The organism is Proteobacteria bacterium CG1_02_64_396 (assembly GCA_001872725.1).
Lineage (GTDB): Bacteria > Pseudomonadota > MNWR01 > CG1-02-64-396 > CG1-02-64-396 > CG1-02-64-396.
Genome location: MNWR01000065.1, coordinates 70057 through 92025, shown reverse-complemented (window position 1 = coordinate 92025; position 21969 = coordinate 70057). Strand labels below are relative to the sequence as shown.

Here is a 21969-nt window from a genome sequence, read left to right as displayed (position 1 = left end):
GACTTGGCGGTGCACAACAAACCAAGATACGACCGCACAATGGAGCCGGTCGATAACCCACCTTTGTTGCCCTGGATCGGGTACAACGGATCGATGACTTGATCCACAAGGGCGTGTCGTTTGAGGTGCTGCCCCACCAAAGGAAGGCCACCATGAGCGGTCAAATCATAGGGCAACCGGCGAATCTCAAACTTAACCACGATACCTCCCAACCCTGCCCTTTCACCCGGCGGGTGAATCCAATAACGGGCATTAGCTCTTGTGGATCAAGAGTTTACATGAAAATGGACACGGATTCAGGATAAGGCAAGCCTGAAACGCCGATTGAATAACCCCCGCCTGCACACCTCGCTGCGCTCTTCCACCCTACGAAACCTTCATTCCTGCGGCCCTTAATCCCCCCCCTTCACCCGCACCTCAACCCCCGGCCGGACCAGATCCATCCCCCGCACCACGACCGTCTCCCCCACCTGAATCCCCTTGGCGATCAGCCGCATCGAGCCTACCCGGTCGCCCAGGGTGATGAAGCGGCGCTCGATGTGGCCGGAGGCGTCGACCAGGTAGAGGTAGGGTTTGCCCCCCTCGTCGTCGGGCAGCCCTTGCCGCTGCACCGCCCGGTCGGGGACGAACAGACCCGTGATCTGCCCCAGCGGCAGGCGCAGCCGCACCACTTGCCCCCCCACCACCGGGGCAGAGCGGTCGATGGTGATGGTGACCGGGCCGGTATGGGTCTGGGCATCGGCCATGCGGGCCGCCGACTCCACCCGTGCCACCCCCTCCACCTCGGGATCGGTCAACGCCACCGCGCTGCCCGGCGCCACCCGGCTTAATCCCTCGACCCCCAGGGGGACGGTGACCCGCCAGGGCTGGCCGTCGTCGATCTCGACCACCGGGGAGCCGAGGGGGATAAAGCCCCCCACCTCGGCCCGCTGCGCCTGAATCGTCACCGCAAAATCGAGGGTAGGCTGGAGCAAACCCACTTGGTATTCGGCCTGACGTAGCTGCGCCCGCGCCTGAACCAGCGCCCCCTGGCGGATGGCGATGCGCGACGCCCCCCCCGCGACCCCGTTTTCTAAATTGAGCAGCTCCCCCTTGAGCGCCAGGGTTTTGACCCGTGCCTGCTCCACCACCATGTCGGAGGACTGCCCCTTCTCTTTTAAAGAGATCTGCCGCTGTTCGTCGGCCTGTTGCAGCGCGAAGCGGGCTTGAAGCTGGTCGAGCATCAAGCGGTCGCGGGCCACCGCCGCCTGCTCCAACTCAAGGTTGGCCTCGGCCTGAAGCACCGCCCCTCTGGCCGACTCGCGCTGGGCGCGGGCTAGGGTGTCGTCCATCCGCCACAGTGGTTGCCCCGCCGCGATGCGGCTGCCGATCTCGGGTAGGGCGACGATCCTTCCCGCCGCCTCGGCCACCCGCACCGCCGCCGAGCGGGGACGGACCACCCCCTGGAGTTCCCGTTGCAGGATTTCGGTGCTCGGCTCGACCACCACCGCCCCCACCTCAGGCCGGGTGTCGACCCCTTCGGGGGGGGGTGGGGTGGGACGGGTGGCGATCAGCAGGGCGATCATCAAGGCGGTACCCGCCAGGATGGCGGCGGGAAGACGGAGACGTTTCATCCGAAAACCTGGGCTTTAAGGTGAAATACGTTCAAAAAAGATGGGATTGGTGCGCACGATCTCCCGTCCGCTGCCGATCACCACCCGGGCAAAACCCCGGTCGACATCCTCGGGCAACGCCACATGAAAGGGGCCAGGGACCTCTTGCAGCCAGCGGGCTGCGACCCGACCGTTGACCACCAGCATGGCGGGCAGCGGGCTCTGCTCCGGCACCAGCCGCTCGATCCAACCGTCGACCTCGGGCACCCCCAGGCTTTTGAGCCACTGCCCCGGCCCCGCCTCTTTCATCCCCTCTAAATCTTGCAGGGTCGCCCAGGCCGAGATCGGCTGCTTGGCGTCGCAGCTGATCGCCACCATCTTGCCCGAGGCCAGGGCCGAAACCACCGACTCCATGTTGGGCTGCGCCTCCACCAAGGTCGGGAAGTTGCCGAGCAGCTCGTTCGACTCGCCGTCGGCATGAAAGTCGCCAATCGCCACCCCCCAAACCGGCGCGCTTCGGGTTCCGGCCAGGTAGGCCAAGTTGAGCAGATCCCAGCTTCCCCCCGGCTCCACCGTCGGATCGGTGTCGCCGTAGACGACGCTGTAGCCGGTGTAGCCAAAGGTTTGCATCAGCGCTTCGGGATAGGGGGGGGTGTGGACGTCGACCGGACCCTCGGAGCGGACCCCGGAGTTGGTGTAGGGGTGGTTCCAGAAGATTGGAATGCCCTGGTTGCGCGAGGCGTCGATCACCCGTTGGTAGGGGATCCAACCGGCTTGGTCGTCGAACATCGATTCGGGAATGGGGCGAAAAGGTTGGTTGCCCAGCATCGCCACCAGCCCCATCGCCACAAAGATCGTCCCCAAATGGCGCGACAGTCGGGCCCGCAGCCACATCCCCAACACCAGCAACATCAAACCGGGAATGGGATGCCACCAAAGCACCCCAACGGTGCGGGTGCTGGCGTGATTGCCCGCCACCGGCAGGTCGGCGATCTGCTCGGGTCGGGTGTAACCGATCGTCATCAGATGACGTTCCCAGTCGTGCACGGTGGGGCGGGAGCCGTTTTCGAGGCTCCACCAATAAAAGGGGGCGCTTTCGGCGCCGGGGATGATGAGCAGCTTGGGATGGCGGCGGCCAACCTCGGCAATCCCCTCAAGGTAGCGGTCGGCCCCCATGGCGTTGATCGAGGGTTTTTCAACCGTCCAACCCAGCAGCTCTTCGAAGCCTGGGATGGCGGCGCGGATGGCGTAGCGGTCGTGGTCGGTCAGCACCAGCACGTCGGCCCCCCGCTGTTCGGCCAAGGTTGCCAGTTCGTCCAGGGTTTGCGCCCCATCCGAAAAGCTGGAACGGGTGTCGAGCAACACCCGCAGTTTGCCATGGTCGAGGGGGCCAGCTTGAACGGCATGGGGCAGCAACACGGCAAGCAGGGCCAGCAAGGGCAACAAAGGGAGGCGCATGAAGGTCACCTGGGTGGGTTGATCGAGAAGAGGATTAGTCTGACCGGCCCGACTTGTCCGACAAGTCCAGGCGACCGGCCAGCATTTGTCGGTAAAGCCCCTCCAGCCCGTCGAGCATCGTGTTTAAATCGTAGGTGCGGGCCCGCTGCCGGTTGACCCTCTCGGCCTGCCGCGCCGCCTCGGGGTTGCACAAGCGGGCGCAGGCCGCCGCCACCTGGGGGGCATCGTCGCCATGCACCACCGCCCCTCCACCGGCGACAACCAGCTCGGGCATCCCCCCCACGTCGGCCACCACCACCGGCAACCCCGCCGCCATCGCCTCGACCACCGCCCGCCCCATCCCCTCGTTGCGCGACAGCAACACAAAACAATCGGCCTGGGCCAACCGAGGGGCGAGATCCTCGTGGAATCCGGCCAGGATGACCCGCTCTGAGACCCCGAGCTCGGTGGCCAAACGCAGAAGGTTGCCGCGCTCCTCCCCCTCCCCCACCAGGGTCAGGGTGGTGTCGGAATCGGCGACCGCCAGCGCCCGGATCGCCCGGTCCATCCCCTTGATCGGGGTCAGGCGGCCCACCGAAATCCAGCGTTTTTGTGTTAAGGGATTTTCGGACTTGTCGATCGCCAAAAACGGGGAGAGATCGACGCCGCTGGGGATCACCCGCCACTGCTCGGCAACCCCGACCCCGTGGGCGAGTTGATCGTCTTTTTCGCCTTCGGTCAGGGCGACCAACGGGCCGCACCAGCGGGCCGAGAGCTGCTCCATCTGGGTGAAGATCCAGGTGATCGGGGGGGGGAAGTAACCGTCGAAAATCGAACCGTGGGGGGTGTGCAGCACCTGCCACGGGCCGCCACGGGCCGCCAGCCGTCCGAGAAATCCCCCCTTGGAGGTATGGGTGTGGACGATGTCGGGGTGCAAGCGATGCAGCAGTTTTTTGAGTTTGCGCACCGCCAGAAGATCGGCCAGGGGGGCGGGGCGGCGCAGCAGGTGGGGGATTTCGATCAGGCCGACCCCAGCAGCCTCGGCCTGACGCCGCATCTCGGCCACTCGGCTCGCCTCGCTGGGACGCATGGCCGATTCATGGGAGGGGCCAAACATCAGGGTTTGCCGCCACCCCCGCCGCACCATCCCCATCACCGTCGCCCAGGTGTTGACCGCCGAGCCGCCGCCATCGAAGCGGGTGATGATGTGGACGACATGGGGGGCGGCCATCGAATTACTGGACCCCTTGCAGCGCCATCAGGGTCTCTTCGAGCTTGTCGACATGGCGCCGCCAGGTGAACTTGGCCCCATAGCTCGCCGCCGAGGCGCGCACTCCGGTTTCGTCCCGTTCAAGCACCCGCAGCACCCGCTCCATCCCCGAGGCCAACGAGGTGGGCTCAAGGCTGTCGACCACCGCGTCGTTACGCCACCCCCCCGCTACCTCGTGGTTGGCCCCCACCGGGGTCGCCACCACCGGGGTGCCGCAGGCCAGCGCCTCGACCGTCACCAATCCGAACCCCTCCATAAAGCGGGTGGGCAACACAAAACAATCGGCGGCGGCGTAGAGGCCGGGAAGGTCGTCCTCCTCAACAAACCCGAGCATCCGCACCGAATCTTCTAAACCCTTGGCGGCGATCTGCGCCCGGATTTGCCCCTCCAGCGCCCCGGTTCCGGCAATCAACAGTTGAATGCCGGGATGGCGCCCGTGCAGCAGGGCAAAAGCGTCGACCAGCAGATCAACCCCGGTGCGGGCGACCAAATTGCGCACCGTCAAAAAGGTGGGGCTTTTCATGCCCCAGCGCGCACGCAGTTGGGGGCGTTGATCCTCCATGGCGCGAAAGCGCTCCCCCGCCACCCCGCCGGAGATCTTGACCACCCCATTGCCCCGCCCGAAGACCTCGGCCAGTCGGCGGGTGGTAAAGTCCGAAAGCACCACCACCTTTTCGGCCTCTTTGTAAAACCGCGCCTCTTCGCGGCGCAGCCACCAAGAGCCGACGGTCCGCTTCAGGGCGATGCCGTCGTCGCGGGTGGCGTACTCCTCAAAGGCGAACGAATAACAGACGTAGAGCCAGGGGATCCCCGCCAAACCGGGATGGCTCATCACCCCCCCCGCCAGCAGCGGCTGTTGCACCACGATCCGCTCGGGCTTCCAGGTGTCGAGCAGCAGTCCCAGCCGTTGCCGAGCGTCGGCCCGCAGGGTGAGCACATCGCGGGCGCCACGCCCGCCCCCCCAGGGGACTTGGATCTCCCGCGCACCACACGGCAGCGTCACCTCGGGGGTCTCACTCTTGCCGGGCAAACTTTTGGTCAGGATCACCACCTCGTGGCCACGACGGCTCAAGCCGTCAACCTGAGCCCGCAACGCCCGAGGCCCCCCACCGGTCACCACACTGGCACACACATCGGCAATGAACAGAATCCTCATGGTCGTGCTCCCCTCGTATCCCACACCGACTTACCCCACTGCGCCAACATCACCAAGGCCCACAACTCGTCGGAGCGATTGCGCCGCCCGGTGTGATGTTCATGAAGAATACGTACCGCCCACAACTCCCGTACCCATCCCCGCGCCACCACCTCCTTGGCACTTTGTTCCACCAGATCTTTGAGCGCCCCTTTCATCCAGGGGGCGACCGGCACCATGAACCCCTGCTTGCGGGCCTTGAGCACCGAATCGGGCAAACGACCGCGCAGCATACGCCGCATATGCCCTTTAAGCGCGCCCCCTGCGTACTTGACTTTGGGAGCAAGCGCCGTGGCGTGGGCGATCAGGTCGACATCGCAAAAGGGGACCCGCACCTCAAGGCCATGGGCCATCGACAGACGGTCGGCCATGGTGAGCAGGTCGGAGGGCACATAACCGACCAGATCGAAGACCGCAGCCGCCTCGCTGGGGGGCAGGCGGCTGAGCAGCCCGTCGATCAATGCCAAATCGCGGGTGGCCGGATCGAGCCCCCGGTCGTGCAGCTCGACCATCATCTCGTGGGGCAGCAGCCGACCGAGGTGGCCATCGTCGAACGAGGTCCAGCGCAGGTACTGCGCCCCCAGATCGAGGGCGCCGTCGCGCAGGAAGCGCTTGATCCGCCCGCCGTAGTTGGTGGCCGTTTCAGATTCGGGTAACCGCTCGGCCAGCCGCCCCAACCCCTTGCGCAGCCCCAGCGGCAATTGCTGCCAATGGCCCGCCGCCCGCATCCCCATGTAACGGGGGTAGCCACCGAAGGTTTCGTCCCCCCCCACCCCCGACAGCGCCACCTTCACAAACCGGCTGGCGTGGCGGCTGACCCACCAGGTCGGCAGCAGCGAGGAGTCGGCAAAGGGCTCATCCAGATGCCAGGCGATCTGCGCAAGCTCGGCGGCAACATCGGGGGTGACGGTTTGCTCGTGGTGGGTGGTGTTGTGGAACTGCGAGACCAACCGGGCGGGGTCGACCTCGTTGAAGCTGGCGTACTGCGCGTCGTAGCCGATGGTGAAGGTCTCGACCGGATGCTCGCCCCGCAGCTCCCGACTGGCTGCGACAATCGCCCCCGAATCGAGCCCCCCCGAGAGGAAGACCCCCACCGGAACGTCGGCGACCCAGCGTCTCTGCACCGCCTGACGCACAAAGCCCCAGCTGCGTTTGGGATCGCCGTCGTCCTGCCCCACCGGCAGTGGATTCGGGTCGAGCTTGGTGATGCCGCGCTGGGGATGCCAAACCAGTCCCTGCCCCGGCCTGAGTTTGTACACCCCGCGCACGATGGTCTGCGGCGCTGGGATCGCCATGCGGTGAAGAAATTGGGCCAGCCCCGCCGGATCGAGCTGCGGTTTGTCGATCAAGGGGAAGAGCGCCTTCAATTCGGAGGCGAGGATCAACCGGCCGTTTTGCTCGCTCCAGTACAGCGGCTTGATGCCGACCGGATCGATCTCCAGCCACGCCTCGCCGCTTTGGTTGTCGAACAGGCAGAAGGCGTACATGCCGCGCAGGTCGTCCATCCCCTCCCGTCCCCGGCTGAGCAGCCAGTGCAGCAGCACCTCGGTGTCGGAGTGGCTGCGAAAGTCGACCCCCTCTTTTTCGAGCCGGGCCCGCAGTTCGCTGTGGTTGTAGATCTCGCCATTGAAGATGAGGGTGTAGCGTCCGTCGGGGGTCGCCATCGGCTGCCGCCCCCCCGCGCTCAGGTCGATGATCGAAAGCCTGCGATGCCCCAAATGGGCCACCGCCCCACCCCCCTCGATCCGCGCCGAGCCAGAGCCGTCGGGACCGCGATGGGCCAGACGGTCGAGCATCTGCCCGAGGATCGTCTCGTCGGGGGGGGCAATGGCGGCGGGATGGAGGATCGCGGCGATGCCGCACATAGGGGGCTCCTTATTGTTGGGGGGACGTCCGAAAGCGGGGGGATTATGCCCGAGGAGGGGGGGTAGGTCAGGGGGAGATTGATCGGGGGCACAGCGAACCCGACCTTTTCCACGTGCATTTCCGTTAAGGAAGCGCTGATTTAATGGCGCTTCCGAGCGACCCAGGGATGGGTTACCAAAATAATGCAGTCGTAGGAGGCGACCCTGTCGCCGAAGCAGCGCCGTCGTAGGAGGCGACCCCGTCGCCGAAGCCCTGCTGAAAAAGACAGGAGGCCTTGAATCGGCGTTTCCTTAATGTGTTGCCATGTCCACTCACTATAAGTGTCGATACCGACGTGACACTAACGCTTCAAGAGAAGGACGTGGGGGGTCGGTTCAGGGGATCTACGTGGGGACAATTCGGGTCAACGGCGGGGCGACACCGAGCGCGCAGGTGTCGAATTTTGTGGTGAAGTAGGGCATTTGAAGCGGAGGGTGGGATGCGCCTTGGTCGCGGCGCATCCCACCCTTGGGGCTATTCGGCCCGCTCGTACATCGGCAACCGGTGGTGCAACCACAGGTTGGCGGCCACCGCGAAGGCCACCACAACCGGGAGGTAGGGGCTGATGCTTTCGGGGTGGGCGACCACAAGATTCAGCAGCACCGCAAAAGCGACCAGCCACCCCATTTGGTACCACTTGGCCGCCTTGGTCACCCGCAGCAGGGTGTCGCAGTGGGGGCAATGGGGCATGCGCAGCCGCCAGTGCCAACCCCTCATGCCCTCAACCGATTTGTGAATGGGATTCCAGAATTCGTTGCTGCAATGGGGACAAACGTTTTTCAGCATGACAGCCTCCTTGTCTTGAACCCAGGCGCCAAAAGCCGCCCCGTCAACCAACCCCCGGCACCACCAATCTTTTAACCCCGCCACACTCCCGAAAAAGGAAATGCGACCGCCCCTTCCATGACCCATCCCCCGGCGGATGCAGGGCTGAAGTGCAGCCCTCCCCCCGGCATGTGGATGGTCACGGGGCGCCCTTGCCCCACCACTGCGGCGACCGCCGTCGCCCCCGAGCCGCAGGCGGGGGTTTCGCCGACGCCGCGCTCGCAAATGCGGACCTCGGCGTGCAGCGCCCCCCTCTCTTCCCAAACCCTCGCCACCCGCTCGACGTTGACCCCCTCGGGATAGCGGGGGTGGCCGTTCAAAGGGGCGGCCAGGGTTTCTAGGTCGGGCAGATCGTCGCCGATGAAGACCGCGTGAGGATTGCCCAAATCGACGTCGGTAAATGTGTTTGCGGCCACCGCATCGCACCCTTTGACGACAACCGGCGGCAGGGTGCAGGCGATGGCCCCCTCCCGCCCGGCCCAGCCTTCGAGGATCTGCCCGGCGGCCAAAATGCGGGGGTGGTCGACCGGCTCGCCCCAGAGTCCGAGGATGTAAGCCCCCATCACCGCCCGCAGCCCGTTGCCGCAAAACCCCGCCGCCCCGCCATCGGCGTTGAACACCAACATCTGGGCTTGGGCGTTGGCCGCTGGGAGGAGCCACAACACCTGATCGCAGCCGATTCCGGTGCGGCGGTCGGCCAAGCGGGCGGCCCGTTCGGGGGAGAGGGAATCCCAGCCGTCCTGGGCCCGCACGATCACAAAGTCGTTGCCCAACCCCGAGCCTTTGAGAAAAGGAAGGGGATTCATGAGGCCGATTGCTCTTGTTGGGGGGGCTGGTCATCGAAGGGCCAAACCGGATCGGCCTTGCGCCCGCAGGCGCTCAAAGCCAGGGCGGCAGCGACAACGAGGAGGAGGAGCCGAGGGGACATCGAAAAACCTCGTGGCGGACGAATCAAGAACGTTTTTTCCGCAGATGAACGCAGATTAAAACCCCGGGATGGAGCAAAAGCTTCGCGGCGAGGGCGCCGCTCCTACCCAAACCCCAAACACTCACCCCCCGGGCCGAAGAGTTTGCGGTTACGCGCCGATCCGCCGCCACCCCGCCGCCGCCGCCTCGCGCACCCGCTCGGGGGCGGTGCCGCCGACATGGGCGCGGGCCGCCACCGAGGCCTCGACCGTCAGGCCGCCCAAGATGTCACGCTCGATGATCGGGCTGCCCTGGTTTTGCAGCTCTTCAAGGGTCAGGTCGGGTAAATCCCGGTTGCTCTCGATGCAGTAGCGGACCAGTTTGCCCACCACCTCGTGGGCCTCGCGGAACGGCATCCCCTTGCGGACCAGGTAGTCGGCCAGATCGGTGGCGGTCGAGAAGCCCTGCGCGGCCAGGCGCCGCATCACCTCGGGGCGGACCGTCATGGCGGGGAGCATGTCGATGGTGACCTTCAAACACCCCTTCACGGTGTCGACCGCGTCGAAGATTCCCTCTTTGTCTTCCTGCATGTCTTTGTTGTAGGCCAGCGGCAGCGATTTCATCAGGGTGAGCAGGCCGATCAGGCTGCCGAAAACCCGTCCGCTCTTGCCGCGCAACAATTCTGGCACGTCGGGGTTTTTCTTCTGCGGCATGATCGAGCTGCCGGTGCAAAAGCCGTCGGACATCTCCAGCCCGCCGAAGGAGGAGGTCGACCAGAGGATCAGCTCCTCCGACAGCCGCGAGAAATGGACCATCACAATCGCGGCGGCGGCCAAGAATTCCATGGCGAAGTCGCGGTCGCTGACCCCGTCGAGGGAGTTGGCCATGGGGCGGTCGAAGCCGAGCTGCGCGGCGACAAAGGGGCGGTCGATGGGGAAGGTGGTCCCGGCGAGCGCCGCCGAGCCCAGCGGCATCTCGTTGAGCCGCTTGCGGCAGTCGAGCATCCGCCCGAAGTCGCGGTCGAACATCTCGAAGTAGGCCAGCAGGTGGTGGCCGAAGGTGATCGGTTGGGCGACCTGCAAATGGGTGAAACCGGGCATGATGGTGGCGGCGTGCTGTTCGGCCAGGTTGAGAATGCCCCGCTGCAACGCACGAATCTGCCCGCAGATCGTGTCGATCTCGTCGCGCAGCCACAGCCGCACGTCGGTGGCGACCTGATCGTTGCGCGAGCGCCCGGTGTGCAGCTTCTTACCTGCCTCGCCGATGCGGTCGGTCAGGCGGCGCTCGATGTTCATGTGGATGTCTTCGAGCTTGATCGAAAACTGGAACACCCCCTGCTCGATCTCGTGCTCGATCCCCTGCAAACCCTCGACGATGGCCGCAACCTCATCCGCCGACAGCACCCCGACCCGACCCAGCATGGTGGCGTGGGCGATGGAGCCACGGATGTCGTGGCGGTACAGGCGGCGGTCGAAATCGATGGAGGCGGTGAAGGCCTCGACGAAGGCGTCGGTCGGCTCGGTGAAACGTCCGGTCCAGGGCTTCTCGGTCGGTTGACTCATGGTGGGGTCCGTCTTTGTGCTGGGGAATCTGCGAAAAAGGCGCGGATTGTTGCAGATACGGGGGGGAAGGCCAAACCGTGGCGTTTGTTCGGGGGGGGCAGGGGGCGATCAACCCCGCTCAACCCACCCCCGTTCCAACGCTTGCAGCGCCCGCTGGGTCACGACCCCCTCCCCCGCCGAAAACCCAACCAGCTTGCCCCCCGCTGCGGTGGCGCGATGGCAAGGGATGAGGATCGGCACCGGGTTGGCCTTGATCGCCCCCCCGACGGCGCGGGCCGCGCCCGGCTGGCCGATCGAAGCGGCGATGTCGCCATAGGTGCGGGTTTGCCCGACAGGGATGGCCAACAGGCGATCCCACACCGCCCGCTGAAAGGGGGTGGGGTTCAGGTCGAGGGGGAGATCGAAGCGGGGGCGCCGTCCGGCGAAGTAGGCGTCGAACTGGCTCACTGCCTGAAAAAGCCAAGGGGAGGCGGGCATCACGCCCGCCTCCCCTTGGGGAAGAATCTCGATCCGGGCGATTCCCCGACCCGTGGCAGCGATCTCAAGCCAGCCCACCGGCGAGGGGATGTGGATCCGATCCATTATGGGGCCGGGATCGGCACCGTTTTGATGCCCCAGCCATTGCCGAGAAAACGCTGCACCACCAGGTTGTGGTCATCGATCCAGCGAGGGGCCTCGTCGAGAGGGCCGTCGGTCACCACCGTCTCGTTGCCGCCGGCCAGCGGCATCGTCTCGACCCGCCCCTTTTCGGGGTTGGCCATCACGGTGTAGGCGACCGTGCTGCCGTCGGGCGACACCGCCGGGGAAACCTCCCACCGGCGGGGGGTTTGGGTCACCGCCACCACCGAGCCATCGCCGCGATTCCAGCGGTAGAGGTCGTACTGGGCGGTGCGCTGATCGTAGCGGGCGAAGACCCACCCGGCCCCGCCCGGCAACGCCGAGGCTTGGCTACCCCGAGTCAGCAGGCGCCCCTGCCCCGAGGCAAGATCGATTTCGACCAGCCAGGGATTCAAACCATCGTGCAGACGGCTACTGATGTTTCGGGTCGGATGATCGCTACGCCAACGCTGCCCCAAGAAACGGGCATCACGGTTGGCATTGGGGAGCGACGCGCTGGAATCGGAAACCGCCACCACCGCTTTGCCGGCCGCGGTGTCGAGCGCCCCGGAGGCGATACGGCCATCGATGTCGATAGGCATATTGAGCACCCGGTAACCGACATCCCCATTCTTGCTCAGCAACACCGCATCGCGGTCAGAGACCTTGACCAACATCAGCACCATGCCGCCTCCGGCATCGAGCACCCGAGCCTCCAGGTCGCGATCTTCCAGCAGGGGGGTGGGGGTGCCGTCGGCAGCGATCAGGCCAGGGCGCGCCTTCGGGGGATTGTGGACGGTGACCACAAACCCCTCGGGGGTGGGGACGGGCCCGGTGACCGAGATGTTGTCGGCAAGAGCGGCGCCCCCCAAGAGGGTCGCGGCGGCGGTGGTGAAGATGAGTCGACGCACGGAGGTTTCTCCTTCTGCAAAAAAACGAATGGCCCCTTTTGGGGCCGCTTACCGAACAAGCATGGCGGAATAGGGGATGGTTTTGGGCCGATTTTGCATGGCACGGCCAAAACATGGCCCCGCTTTACAATCCACCCCGTTCCGCCACACCTCCACGGTCGCGACGCTCCCCCACGTCGCTCATACGGGTCCCCAACCCGTCAAAAAAACGCTCACTCGGCCCGTTGAAACAGGGTCAGATAATCCTGCCGTTTCAGGGGGCCGACAGCGGCGACCGCCAACGCCTGGGCCACATGTTCCGGCGCTTTAAGCCCCACCACCGCCGTGCCCACCCCTGGGGTGGAACGGGCGAATTGCAAGGCGTGTTGGGCGGGGTGGGTCAGATTTGGCGTCAGCGCCGCCAACGGCTCGGGAACCCCGGCCGCCAACTGCCCCTGCATCAGGGGGACCGAAGTCAGCACCGTCAGTCCCAACTGATGGGCCGCCATCACCGCCGAGGCGACGTTCCCCTCGCCCGTGGCCTGATTGAAGCGGGTGAACCCCTCCGCCATCCCCAGGTTGAGGGGCAATTCCACAAATCCCAACCGGGGCCTCTTCCCCTCCCCCGCCGCTTGCTTGGCCATCGCCTGCAAGGCGGCCAAGCTCAGGTAGTGGGGATCCTTGAAATCACCCCGCAAGGCATCCCAGGTCGCCACGCCGTAGCGACCGACCCGCCCCGCGTCGGCCTCCCCCTCCAACCACGCGAACAACGGGGTGATCAGATCCTTCATCTGCCCCTTGGCGACCCGGTCGAGCTGCATCTCGACGTTGTGGAGAAGATAGACATCGACCCCGGGGAGGCCGAGGTTTTCCAAACTTCGTGCCAAGGCGTTTTGGATGAAGGGCAGGGTGAGCAGGCTGTAGCCCCCCGCCAGATCTTCAAGGGTCGCCAAACCGGGCGCTGCGATGCTGTCGTGAAACCAGGCGGCAACGTCATCTGGAGGGGCACCGTCGAAGGCGAGCAGCCCCCCTTTGGTGACCACCACGATCTCATCGCGCGTCACGCCGTGTTCCTCCTCCAGCCGTTTCAAAGCCCGCCCCACCGCCCGCTCGGCCCGCTGGCAGCGGTAGGTGGAAGCGGTGTCGATCAGATTGATCCCCCCGAGCACCGCATCGACCAGCGCTTGCTCTTGCATCCGGTCGGTCGCCTCGCTCAGATCGCCCAGATAGGTGCCGATGCCGATGGAGGAGACGGTCAGGTGGTAAAAAGTGCGGAAGTGGTCGCGGGGCAGATGGGGAAAACGGCCTCGGTAACGGGCGGTCCCCTCGGGGGTGGCAAGGCGGGAAACGGGCACGGGGGCTCCTATCGAATGAACGGGGAATTACGAGGGCGATTCCGAAGCGTCGGGGGCGGACGGGTTCCCCAGCGGATCGCAGTCCTCCACCCGCCAAATCCCCTCCCAACCGGGGCGCCCGCCATGCAACGCCAGCAGAGCCAGATAATCCCGGCGGGCGATCTCCACCGCCCCCATATTCAGCAGATGATCGGTGGTGAACTGGGTGTCGATCACCCCAAAACCCCAGCGGGCAAGCTGCCGGGCGAGGTAGACCAGCGCCACCTTCGAGGCGCTGGCGCGGCGGCTGAACATCGACTCGCCGCAGAAGACCTTGCCGACCGCCACCCCGTACAGCCCCCCCACCAGTTGGTCGTGGTGCCAGACCTCGACGCTGTGGGCGTGTCCCATCTCGAAGAGGGTCGTATAGGCGGCGATCATCCCGGGGAGGATCCAAGTGCCGCCTGCGTCGGAGCGGGGGGCGGCGCACCCCTCGATCACCTGGCGAAAGGCGGTATCGAAGGTGATCGCGTAGCCGTGGCGGCGGATCAGTTTGGCCAGCGAACGGCTGACGTGAATGTCGGCGGGGAAGAGCACCGTGCGGGGATCGGGGGACCACCACAGCACCGGCTGCCCTTGGCTGTACCAAGGGAAGATCCCCTTGCGGTAGGCCTCCATCAACCGGGCGGGGGTCAGACTCCCCCCAAAGGCGAGCAATCCGTTGGGTTCCTCCAACGCCCATTCGGGATCGGGCAGCGGGGTGATCTCGTCACCGGGGGCGATGTAACGGGGATGGCGCATGAGGGGATGCAAACGCAAAGGTGGCGGCAGAGCAAGGGGCGATCCCGCCGGGTTCCCCACCACCGGCGGTTTTCCGGTTATGGTTGCGCCCCCGTTCCCGCATCCTCCCCCGCGAGCATCTCATGGCCCTCAAAGCGACGATCTTCAAGGCAACCCTGCACATCTCCGATCTCGACCGGGGGTATTACGCCGACCACGACCTCACCCTGGCCCGTCACCCCTCCGAAAACGACGAACGGCTGATGGTCCGCCTGCTCGCCTTCGCCCTCTTCGCAGAAGAAAACCTGCAATTCACCAAGGGCTTAAGCAGCGACGACGAGCCGGAGCTGTGGCAGATGGACGACACCGGGGCGATCACGCTGTGGATCGAGGTGGGGATGCCCGACGAAAAACGGATCCGCAAGGGGTGCAACCGGGGGGAGCGGGCGGTGGTGCTCGCCTACGGGCGGCCCGCCCTGGTGTGGTGGAAAGGGATCGAAGGCAAGCTGGCCCGCTTCGACAACCTGACCGTTTTGTATTTGGAGGAGGGTGAAGTCAAACAACTGGCGGACTTGGCGGAGCGGTCGCTGGAGCTCAACGTGACGATTCAAGAGGGGCAGGTTTGGGTGGGGGCGGGGGATGAGAACCTGCTGGTGGCGCCTAAGGTTTGGAAGGGGGCGTGAAGCCCCCTCACATCAAAAAAGCGGCAATCCCTTGGGGGTTTTGGCATCCATGAGCAGATGGACGGCAACTGCGCCACCCACTGCCAAACCCAAAACCCGCAACCACTTCTCCCCTTCGGTTTCGGGTTCCCATTCGTGGAGTTTGTACAACCCGAAACCACCCGCCGCCAACAGGGCAAAACTGTGAAAAACAGCCCGATGGTTGGGATGCAGGGCTGGTTCCAGAAAATCGGGAAGAGTGTCGCACAGCACCGCGACACCCCCACCAACCAGAGATTTTTCGGTGACTTTACCCTGCCGGATCTCCTCGGCGATGAATGCCCCGCCAACAACAAGTCCAGCACCGATGCGATGGGCTACGGCATTGGGCATGTCATTTCTCCTTTCGAACCCCTTTGAAAGGGGTTCCATCCGATTTTTGATCCATGAACCGCCCGGTTTCGGTATTCCGCTTGGTCCAACGGTCGTTTTGCGGATTGTAAACTTGGGAGCGATCACGTACCGCGCCGTTGCGGTGACCGTCGCCTTTGGGGGGATTGGTTGCCATAAAAAACCCCTTCTTTCGAGTATGTTGGAATGGAAACAGCGTGAACTTGACTGGAAGATAGTAGGTCCAGTAGGTTTACGCAAACGTTACATTTTAGATAGTAATGTAAACCCAAAGGAGCCGTCATGATCGGCCGACGCATTCAGCAGGCCCGCCGAGCCGCAGGACTTCCACTCCGTGCCTTGGCGCAACAGGCTGGGATCTCAGCCATGGCCATCTCCAAGTATGAGCGCGATGAAATCGTCCCCTCGTCGGGGGTTCTCCTGGCCCTATCCAAAGCTTTGGGGGTACGGGTCGAGTACTTTTTTCGCGAGGTCGAGATCACCCTGGAACAGATCAGCTACCGGAAAAATCCGGCGCTAAGTGATCGTGAAGAGACCAAGGTTCTTGCCGAAGTAGGGGACCATCTCGAACGTTGGCTGGAGTTGGAGCGGTTTATCCCCACCTCTTGGTCGACCCCATTTGCCTTACCGGATGGCCTTCCCGAAACCGTCGTCGATTTCGACCAAATCGAAGCGGTGGCCATCCAGGTCCGCCGCGCCTGGGATCTGGGGCTCAACCCCATCCCCGACCTGATCGACACTCTGGAAGGTCGCGGCATCAAGGTTTTTACCGTCGCCTACAACGCCCATGACAAATTCAACGGCTTGTCGGCCCGGGCCAACGGCAAACCGGTGGTGGTGATTGGTAAAAGCTGGCCAGGCGACAACCAACGTTTCACCTTGGCCCACGAGCTGGGCCACTTGGTACTCCATGGCCGCTTGAACCCCGCTTTAGACGAAGAAAAAGCCTGCCATCGTTTTGCCGGGTCGTTCCTCGTCCCCAAACCCGCCGTATTCAACGCCCTGGGGCAAAGCCGCACTTGGTTGGAGCCGCAAGAGCTGATGCTGCTCAAGCAGGAATGGGGGCTGAGCATGGGGGGATGGAGTTTCCGCGCCGCCGAAAACGGCATTCTTTCCAAGAGCGGCATGTCCACCTTTTGGCAATTGATGCGCAGTCGCGGCTGGAAACAACGGGAGCCAGAGCCCCAATATCGCCAAGAGGAGGAACGACTTTTCGAACAGCGGGTGTACCGCGCCTTGGCGGAGGATCTGATCGGGGAATCGAAAGCGGCGGAATTGCTGGGGATGAATCTGGCGCAACTTCGCGCCTGCCGGAACATGGAATGTTCCCATGCTGCTGATCAGTGACAGCAACATCCTCATCGACATGGAGGCGGGGGGATTGCTGTCTGCGATGTTCGCGCTGCCCGATACCTTTGCGGTGCCGGACATCTTGTTTGAAGAGGAACTGGCCCCTCATTACCCCGAATTGCCCACCCTGGGGCTGCGCGTTTTGGAACTTCGGGGGCAGAGCATCGAGTTCGTTATCCAGTTGAAGAAAACGTATGGATCCCTCGGCGACAACGACCTGTTTGCCTGGGCCCTGGCCCACCAGGAGCAATGCCCACTGTTGACGGGAGACCGCCGTCTAGCTCAAGCGGCCCGTTCGGCCAACATCCAGGTCCAGGGCACACTGTGGCTCATCGAACGGCTGGTTTTGGAACAACACATCACCATCGGTCAGGCCGCGCAGGGGTACCAACGGATGCGCCATGCCGGTAGTCGGTTGCCTTGGGGGGAGGTCGCCCAACAGCTCGAACGATGGGGCTGGCAAAACCCCATCTAAACCCCTCCCCGCACCACCCGCTCCTCCCCCTCGACCCCATCAATCGTCCCCTCCACCACCCCCCGCCACAAAGCATCGTGCAGGGTTTTGAACCCCGGCCCCGGCCTTGCCCCCCAGCGCTTCCAATCCTCCCCCGTCGATTGGGGTTTGAGGTGGCGCAGGCGGGTCAGCCAGGCGGCGACCGCCTGCTCCCAAACCGCCCCCCCTTGCGCCATCACCACCCGCAGCGCCTCGGGCGACAGATCGCGACAGGCCAGCACCACCGCCCAAGCGTCCTCGGGATTGGGCGGGGCTCCCCAGGCCATCGCTTGCAGATGGCCCAGGTCGCGGCGCAGCTCCTTCAAGCGCCGTCCCGACCATTCGATCCGCTCCAGCAGCCCCCCCCATTGCGCGGCCTGAAGATCAAGCAGCAGCAGCTCCCACCGGGCGGTGGCGGCGTCACTGTTAAGGTCGGGGGCGAGCAGGGTGGCGGCGCGGTCGACCGGCTCGAAGGCCTCCAAGCGGGCGGCGATGGCGGCGCCGTCGAGTTGGTCGTGCAGGCAGGCCAAAACCCCCAGCTCCCCCATGCGGGCGATGGCGGCGGCGGGGCGGATCGAACGCAGGATCAGATCGAGCTCCCGCCCGATCCGCTTGCCGGTCAGCCGTTGCAGATACCCCTGTTTCACCGCGTCGCGCAGCAGCCGCAGGGTTTGGGGGCCGATGCGAAAATCGAGGGTTGCCTCAAAACGGACCGCCCGGTAGATGCGGGTGGGATCCTCAACAAACGAAAGCGGATGCAGCACCCGGATCTTGCGGTCCTCCAGATCGCGCAACCCCCCGTAGGGATCGACCAATTCACCGCGCCGCTTAGGGTCTAGGGCAATCGCCAGGGCGTTGACCGTGAAGTCGCGCCGGGCCAGATCGAGACCGAGGGGTCCCCGGTCGACCACCGGCAACGCGGCGGGATGGGGGTAGTGTTCGGCTCGGGCGGTGACGATGTCGATGTGCTGCCCGTCGGGATAAACCAGGGTCGCAGTGCCGAAGGGGGGATGGGTGGCGGCGTGAATCTCGGGGTGCTCGAAGCCGAATTGCTCGGCTAGGCGCACCGCCTCCCCCACCACCACGATGTCGAGGTCGAGCCCCGGACGATTCAGCAGCAGATCGCGCACCCCGCCTCCGACCAGATAGGCCTCCATCCCCATCGCCTGAGCCTGGTCGCCGATGGCGGTCAATCGTGCCAAGGCGGGGTCGGGTAGGGCCTTGCTCAGGCGGCGCCAGAGGTTGCGGCGTTTGACGATCTCGGCGCCGGAGCCGACCTCGCCCCCCATCCGTTCGGCCAGCACCGGGCGCAAATCGGTGCGGGTGATGCAGCCGATGAGATCGCCGGAGTCATCGACAATCCCGGCCCAGCGCCGCCCATCGACCATGATGGCGCGGACGATGGGATCGAGCCCCGAATCGGCTCCGAACAGCGGCACCTCCCCCGCCATCACCCGGCTGACCGGCTCATCCCCCAACGCGTGGTGGACCCCCCGGTCGGCGGTCTCCCGCGCCACCCAGCCGACCACTTTGCCCCCCTCGACCACCGGCAGTCCGCCGACCCCCAGGGTGTGAATCCGCCGGGTCACCTCGTTCAAACGCTCGTCGGGGGCTGCGGTTTGCACCGGACGGCTCATCACCTGGGCGGCGCGCCGCCCCGGCAACACCGCCTGGGCCAAAGCGCCGGGGAGCCAAGCCCGCACCCCGGCCAGGGTCTCCCCCTTGAGGTTGGCCGAACCCGCCTGGGGGTGTCCGCCGCCACCGTAGGGGATGAACAGATGGCCGATGTCGACCCGGTCGGGGACGGCGCTGCGCCCCACCAGGATCATCCGCCGCTCCATCTGCACCCCGACCACCAGGGCGTCGACCGGGTGGATGCGCATCAAACGCTGGGTGACGATGGAGAGATCCTCGATGTAGCGCTCGCAGGCGGCGGTCGACCAGGCGACCGTCACCCCCTCGATCACCGCCTCCTCCAGAGTGTTGAGCAGATCGCCGAGCAGATGGACCTGATCCTCGGTCAGGGGGCGGTCGAGCAGTTGGGCCAGCCGGTCGAGCCGGGCGCCGCATGCCACAAGATCGGCCAGGGCGTGCAGATCGGCGGGGGTCACGACCGGATAGGCGAGCCAGCCGGTGTCCTCCATGATGCCGGCGGCCAAAATCAGGGCCTGATCGGGGGTCAACGGGCAATTCCGGGCCAGCAACAGCTGGACGATCTGGGTGGTGTTGGCCCCGGTCGTCTGTCTGTGCCACTCGATGCGCGGATCGTCGGCGGGGGGGGCTTCGGAGGGGTGGTGATCGAAGACGGTCAGAGGAAGGGCCTCCGCATAGGGGGCGAAGGGGCCGGTGCGCTCGGGACTGGCGGTGTCGACCAAGACGATGCGCTCGACCCCCCCATCTTCAAGTAGGGTGAGCGCCTGCTTTTCGCCCAGCATCACAATGCCGGGCTCAATCCCCGCTTGCAGCAGGTGGGTGACCGAGCGGTCGGTGCCGCCGGGCAGGGTGACGACCGCCCCCTCGAACAGCAACGCCGCCCCCAGCGCCGAGGCAAAGGCATCGAGATCGGCGTGCAGATGAGGCACCACCAAAACCGTGTGCCTCGTTTCGTCGTTTGCCCTACGCCGTGTCACAATCCCCCCATGAACATATCCATGAAAATTTTCGAACAAGAGGTCACCCGCGCCATGGCGGGGCTGCCCCAACCGTTCCGCGATGCCATCGAAAACGTCGCCTTCTTCGTCGAGGATCGGCCCGACGCCGACACCCTTGAAGAGATGGAGATCGACGATCCCGACGGTTTGCTCGGCCTCTACCGGGGGATCCCGATGGAGGAGCGCGGTTCATGGTACGCAGGGGCCCTACCCGACACCATTCACCTCTACCGCCGCCCGATTCTCAAAGAGGCCAGCGAGTTCGATCTGGATGTGGTCGCCCTGATTCAAGAGGTGGTGATTCACGAGGTGGGGCATTACTTCGGGTTTTCCGACGAAGAGATGGAGGCGATTATGGAGGCCTCGGTGGTGCCGACCGAATAAGCTGAAAAACCGGTGGATGCGCTGCGCTGATCCACCCTACGTCCCCCCCGATTGGCGGTAGGGTGGATCAGCGCAGCGCATCCACCTTCCTCGCCACATTCCAGCCATTTCAGCACGCCGAGGCGGCATACACACAATCGCGCCGAGGGCGGCGCTCTACGAGTTATCGAGATATATGAGCCAACCCCGAAAAATCGATCTCGACCATATCGCCGTTGTCATGGTCCGCCCCCGTCACCCCGGCAACATCGGGGCGGCGGCCCGCGCCATGAAAAACATGGGGGTGAGCGATCTGCGTCTGGTCGACCCTTACGAATTCCCCCACCCCAACGCCGACGATTTTGCCGCCAACGGGGTGAACATCGTCCGCCAAGCCACGGTGTACGCCACGGTGGCCGAAGCGGTGGCCGACCGGGTGCACGTTTTTGCCACCACCGCCCGGACCCGGCGCTGGATCTCCAAGCCCATCGAGATTCAAGACATCGCCCCCCGGGTGGCCACCAGCGCCGAACCGACCGCGATCCTCTTCGGCACCGAGCGCTCCGGGCTGACCAACGAGGATTTAGAGGCCGCCGAGGGGCTGCTGACCATCCCGACCGCCGAAGACGGCACCAGCCTCAACGTCGCCCAAGCGGTGCTGACCACCCTGTTCGCCCTGCGCCAAGCCGGCACTCCCGAGCGCCCCGCCCCCCGCAAAAACCTCGCCTCGGCGGCCCAGGTGGAGCACTTCAATCAGCACCTGTTCGCCATGCTCGAACAGGTTCCCTTCTTCAATCCCCAGGGGAGCGATTCGGTGCGTTTGAGCCTGCGCGAGATCTTTCAACGCGCCGAACTCACCACCCGCGAGGCGAAGATCCTCGAAGGGGTCGTCAAGGCCATCGAATATGCCCTGGACCACGGCCCGCAATCGCGTTGAGCTGGGTGCCCCGGTCGTTGGCGGGGAGCGACAGCGCTTGCCCGCCTCGGCCCAGGGGGCGCTCAGCGCCTGGGATATTCGCCCCGGCCAAGCCTTTACCGCCGTCGCTCCGAATGGCGCCTGGTGGCGGATGCGGCGACTCGACGGCGCCGACCTGCCCGAACTGCTTCCCATCGAGCCGATCACCAACCCCGAGCCCCCCATCCCGGTTGTTTTGGCCGCCCCACTGGCCGATAAAAACCGGATGGAGTGGATTGTCGAAAAGGCGGTGGAGTGCGGCGCCACCGCCGTGATCCCCACCATCACCGCCAAAAGCTTACAATCCCTGGAAGAACAACCCCAACGGCGCGACGCGAGCTGGCAGGGCAAGGCGCTCAAGGCGGCCAAGCAGTGCCGCCGGGGCGACCTGCCGCTGGTGGGGGCGCTGCAAAGGCTGGAGGAGGTGGTGGCCAGCAGCCCCGAGAGGACGGTGTGGCTGGCGGCGCGGGAAGACCGCCTGGCCTACTCCCTCCGCCCCTGGGATGCACTGCCCACGGCGGTGGGGATTTTGGTGGGGCCTGAAGGGGGGTGGTCGGACGAGGATCTGGCTTGGTTTGAGGCGCGGGGGATTTTGCCGCTGGGGTTGGGGCCACGGGTGCTGCGGGTTGAAACCGCCTGTGCGTTGGCGGTGGCGACGGCGGCAAGGTGGGTGGAATCCGAATGAATTCGTAGGGGCGCCGCCCTCAGCGCGATGATCTACCCTCTGCGGATTGGCCTGGGGCAGGCTGAATCATCGCGCCGGGGGCGGCGCTCCTACAAATCTCTCATGA

The 21969-nt window shown here is 65.2% G+C and carries 20 protein-coding genes and 1 pseudogene; 6 read left to right on the top strand and 15 right to left on the bottom strand.

All coding sequences use genetic code 11. The features are described 5' to 3' along the window. The 13 genes and pseudogenes from AUJ55_07805 to AUJ55_07745 all read right to left on the bottom strand — a co-directional run bounded on the left by AUJ55_07805 (position 1) and on the right by AUJ55_07745 (position 14314). Positions 1–200: pseudogene (locus tag AUJ55_07805) on the bottom strand (hypothetical protein). Between the two features lie 192 nt (positions 201–392). After that, the gene (locus AUJ55_07800) at positions 393–1613 is read right to left on the bottom strand and encodes a hypothetical protein (protein OIO56908.1); all 1221 of its coding nucleotides are present in this window, start codon (positions 1611–1613) and stop codon (positions 393–395) included. A 15-nt stretch (positions 1614–1628) separates the two neighbouring features. Beyond that, positions 1629–3050 (bottom strand): hypothetical protein, encoded by a 1422-nt coding sequence (locus tag AUJ55_07795; GenBank protein OIO56907.1) that lies wholly within the window; start codon positions 3048–3050, stop codon positions 1629–1631. A 34-nt stretch (positions 3051–3084) separates the two neighbouring features. Next, the gene (locus AUJ55_07790) at positions 3085–4260 is read right to left on the bottom strand and encodes a hypothetical protein (GenBank protein OIO56906.1); all 1176 of its coding nucleotides are present in this window, start codon (positions 4258–4260) and stop codon (positions 3085–3087) included. A 4-nt stretch (positions 4261–4264) separates the two neighbouring features. Further along, entirely contained in the window at positions 4265–5455 is a 1191-nt protein-coding gene (locus AUJ55_07785; protein ID OIO56905.1) for a hypothetical protein, read from the bottom strand. Further along, the gene (locus tag AUJ55_07780; protein OIO56904.1) at positions 5452–7359 is read right to left on the bottom strand and encodes an asparagine synthase (glutamine-hydrolyzing); all 1908 of its coding nucleotides are present in this window, start codon (positions 7357–7359) and stop codon (positions 5452–5454) included. Before AUJ55_07780 ends, AUJ55_07785 begins: the two co-directional genes overlap by 4 nt. A 514-nt stretch (positions 7360–7873) precedes the next feature. Beyond that, entirely contained in the window at positions 7874–8269 is a 396-nt protein-coding gene (locus AUJ55_07775; protein ID OIO56903.1) for a hypothetical protein, read from the bottom strand. Further along, positions 8257–9030, bottom strand: a complete 774-nt coding sequence (locus tag AUJ55_07770) for a hypothetical protein (protein OIO56902.1) — start codon at positions 9028–9030, stop codon at positions 8257–8259. The genes AUJ55_07775 and AUJ55_07770 overlap by 13 nt, the downstream gene beginning before the upstream one ends. A 270-nt stretch (positions 9031–9300) precedes the next feature. After that, complete coding sequence (locus tag AUJ55_07765; GenBank protein ID OIO56901.1) at positions 9301–10692, bottom strand: argininosuccinate lyase; 1392 nt, start codon at positions 10690–10692, stop codon at positions 9301–9303. 108 nt (positions 10693–10800) lie between these two features. Further along, positions 10801–11274 carry a hypothetical protein gene (locus AUJ55_07760; GenBank protein OIO56900.1) on the bottom strand — a complete coding sequence of 158 codons (474 nt, stop codon included), beginning with the start codon at positions 11272–11274 and terminating at the stop codon, positions 10801–10803. Continuing rightward, the gene (locus AUJ55_07755; GenBank protein ID OIO56899.1) at positions 11274–12200 is read right to left on the bottom strand and encodes a hypothetical protein; all 927 of its coding nucleotides are present in this window, start codon (positions 12198–12200) and stop codon (positions 11274–11276) included. The genes AUJ55_07760 and AUJ55_07755 overlap by 1 nt, the downstream gene beginning before the upstream one ends. 212 nt (positions 12201–12412) lie before the next feature. Beyond that, complete coding sequence (locus tag AUJ55_07750) at positions 12413–13534, bottom strand: hypothetical protein (GenBank protein OIO56898.1); 1122 nt, start codon at positions 13532–13534, stop codon at positions 12413–12415. Positions 13535–13561: 27 nt separating this feature from the next. Then, the gene (locus AUJ55_07745) at positions 13562–14314 is read right to left on the bottom strand and encodes a leucyl/phenylalanyl-tRNA--protein transferase (GenBank protein ID OIO56916.1); all 753 of its coding nucleotides are present in this window, start codon (positions 14312–14314) and stop codon (positions 13562–13564) included. 122 nt (positions 14315–14436) lie between these two features. On the opposite strand from AUJ55_07745, the gene AUJ55_07740 reads away from it, so the two are divergent. Then, positions 14437–14976, top strand: coding sequence for a hypothetical protein (locus tag AUJ55_07740; protein ID OIO56897.1), 540 nt, complete (start codon positions 14437–14439; stop codon positions 14974–14976). A 12-nt stretch (positions 14977–14988) separates the two neighbouring features. Here AUJ55_07740 and AUJ55_07735 read toward each other — a convergent pair whose 3' ends face one another. Beyond that, entirely contained in the window at positions 14989–15348 is a 360-nt protein-coding gene (locus AUJ55_07735) for a hypothetical protein (protein OIO56896.1), read from the bottom strand. A 300-nt stretch (positions 15349–15648) separates the two neighbouring features. Between AUJ55_07735 and AUJ55_07730 the strand changes: the two genes are divergently transcribed. Together AUJ55_07730 and AUJ55_07725 are read left to right on the top strand one after the other, a co-directional pair. Next, complete coding sequence (locus AUJ55_07730; protein ID OIO56895.1) at positions 15649–16713, top strand: hypothetical protein; 1065 nt, start codon at positions 15649–15651, stop codon at positions 16711–16713. After that, a complete protein-coding gene (locus AUJ55_07725; GenBank protein OIO56894.1) occupies positions 16697–17191 on the top strand; it encodes a hypothetical protein in 495 nt (164 codons plus the stop codon). Before AUJ55_07730 ends, AUJ55_07725 begins: the two co-directional genes overlap by 17 nt. Here the strand turns inward: AUJ55_07725 and AUJ55_07720 are convergent. Further along, on the bottom strand, positions 17188–19797 hold the full coding sequence (locus tag AUJ55_07720) for a hypothetical protein (protein OIO56893.1): 2610 nt from the start codon (positions 19795–19797) through the stop codon (positions 17188–17190). The two genes, AUJ55_07725 and AUJ55_07720, sit on opposite strands and share 4 nt — an antisense overlap. Positions 19798–19848: 51 nt before the next feature. Between AUJ55_07720 and AUJ55_07715 the strand changes: the two genes are divergently transcribed. From AUJ55_07715 to AUJ55_07705, 3 genes are all read left to right on the top strand, one after another. Then, on the top strand, positions 19849–20244 hold the full coding sequence (locus tag AUJ55_07715) for a hypothetical protein (protein OIO56892.1): 396 nt from the start codon (positions 19849–19851) through the stop codon (positions 20242–20244). Between the two features lie 175 nt (positions 20245–20419). Then, a complete protein-coding gene (locus AUJ55_07710) occupies positions 20420–21160 on the top strand; it encodes a hypothetical protein (GenBank protein ID OIO56891.1) in 741 nt (246 codons plus the stop codon). Then, entirely contained in the window at positions 21129–21863 is a 735-nt protein-coding gene (locus tag AUJ55_07705) for a hypothetical protein (GenBank protein OIO56890.1), read from the top strand. Before AUJ55_07710 ends, AUJ55_07705 begins: the two co-directional genes overlap by 32 nt. Positions 21864–21969: the final 106 nt, after the last annotated feature.

Bases quoted from the DNA above. Each gene is read 5' to 3' on its own strand.
- AUJ55_07800 (OIO56908.1), bottom strand. From the start codon at position 1,613: ATGAAACGTCTCCGTCTTCCCGCCGCCATCCTGGCGGGTACCGCCTTG.
- AUJ55_07795 (OIO56907.1), bottom strand. From the start codon at position 3,050: ATGCGCCTCCCTTTGTTGCCCTTGCTGGCCCTGCTTGCCGTGTTGCTG.
- AUJ55_07790 (OIO56906.1), bottom strand. From the start codon at position 4,260: ATGGCCGCCCCCCATGTCGTCCACATCATCACCCGCTTCGATGGCGGC.
- AUJ55_07785 (OIO56905.1), bottom strand. From the start codon at position 5,455: ATGAGGATTCTGTTCATTGCCGATGTGTGTGCCAGTGTGGTGACCGGT.
- AUJ55_07780 (OIO56904.1), bottom strand. From the start codon at position 7,359: ATGTGCGGCATCGCCGCGATCCTCCATCCCGCCGCCATTGCCCCCCCC.
- AUJ55_07770 (OIO56902.1), bottom strand. From the start codon at position 9,030: ATGAATCCCCTTCCTTTTCTCAAAGGCTCGGGGTTGGGCAACGACTTT.
- AUJ55_07765 (OIO56901.1), bottom strand. From the start codon at position 10,692: ATGAGTCAACCGACCGAGAAGCCCTGGACCGGACGTTTCACCGAGCCG.
- AUJ55_07760 (OIO56900.1), bottom strand. From the start codon at position 11,274: ATGGATCGGATCCACATCCCCTCGCCGGTGGGCTGGCTTGAGATCGCT.
- AUJ55_07745 (OIO56916.1), bottom strand. From the start codon at position 14,314: ATGCGCCATCCCCGTTACATCGCCCCCGGTGACGAGATCACCCCGCTG.
- AUJ55_07740 (OIO56897.1), top strand. From the start codon at position 14,437: ATGGCCCTCAAAGCGACGATCTTCAAGGCAACCCTGCACATCTCCGAT.
- AUJ55_07735 (OIO56896.1), bottom strand. From the start codon at position 15,348: ATGCCCAATGCCGTAGCCCATCGCATCGGTGCTGGACTTGTTGTTGGC.
- AUJ55_07730 (OIO56895.1), top strand. From the start codon at position 15,649: ATGATCGGCCGACGCATTCAGCAGGCCCGCCGAGCCGCAGGACTTCCA.
- AUJ55_07725 (OIO56894.1), top strand. From the start codon at position 16,697: ATGCTGCTGATCAGTGACAGCAACATCCTCATCGACATGGAGGCGGGG.
- AUJ55_07715 (OIO56892.1), top strand. From the start codon at position 19,849: ATGAACATATCCATGAAAATTTTCGAACAAGAGGTCACCCGCGCCATG.
- AUJ55_07710 (OIO56891.1), top strand. From the start codon at position 20,420: ATGAGCCAACCCCGAAAAATCGATCTCGACCATATCGCCGTTGTCATG.
- AUJ55_07705 (OIO56890.1), top strand. From the start codon at position 21,129: ATGCCCTGGACCACGGCCCGCAATCGCGTTGAGCTGGGTGCCCCGGTC.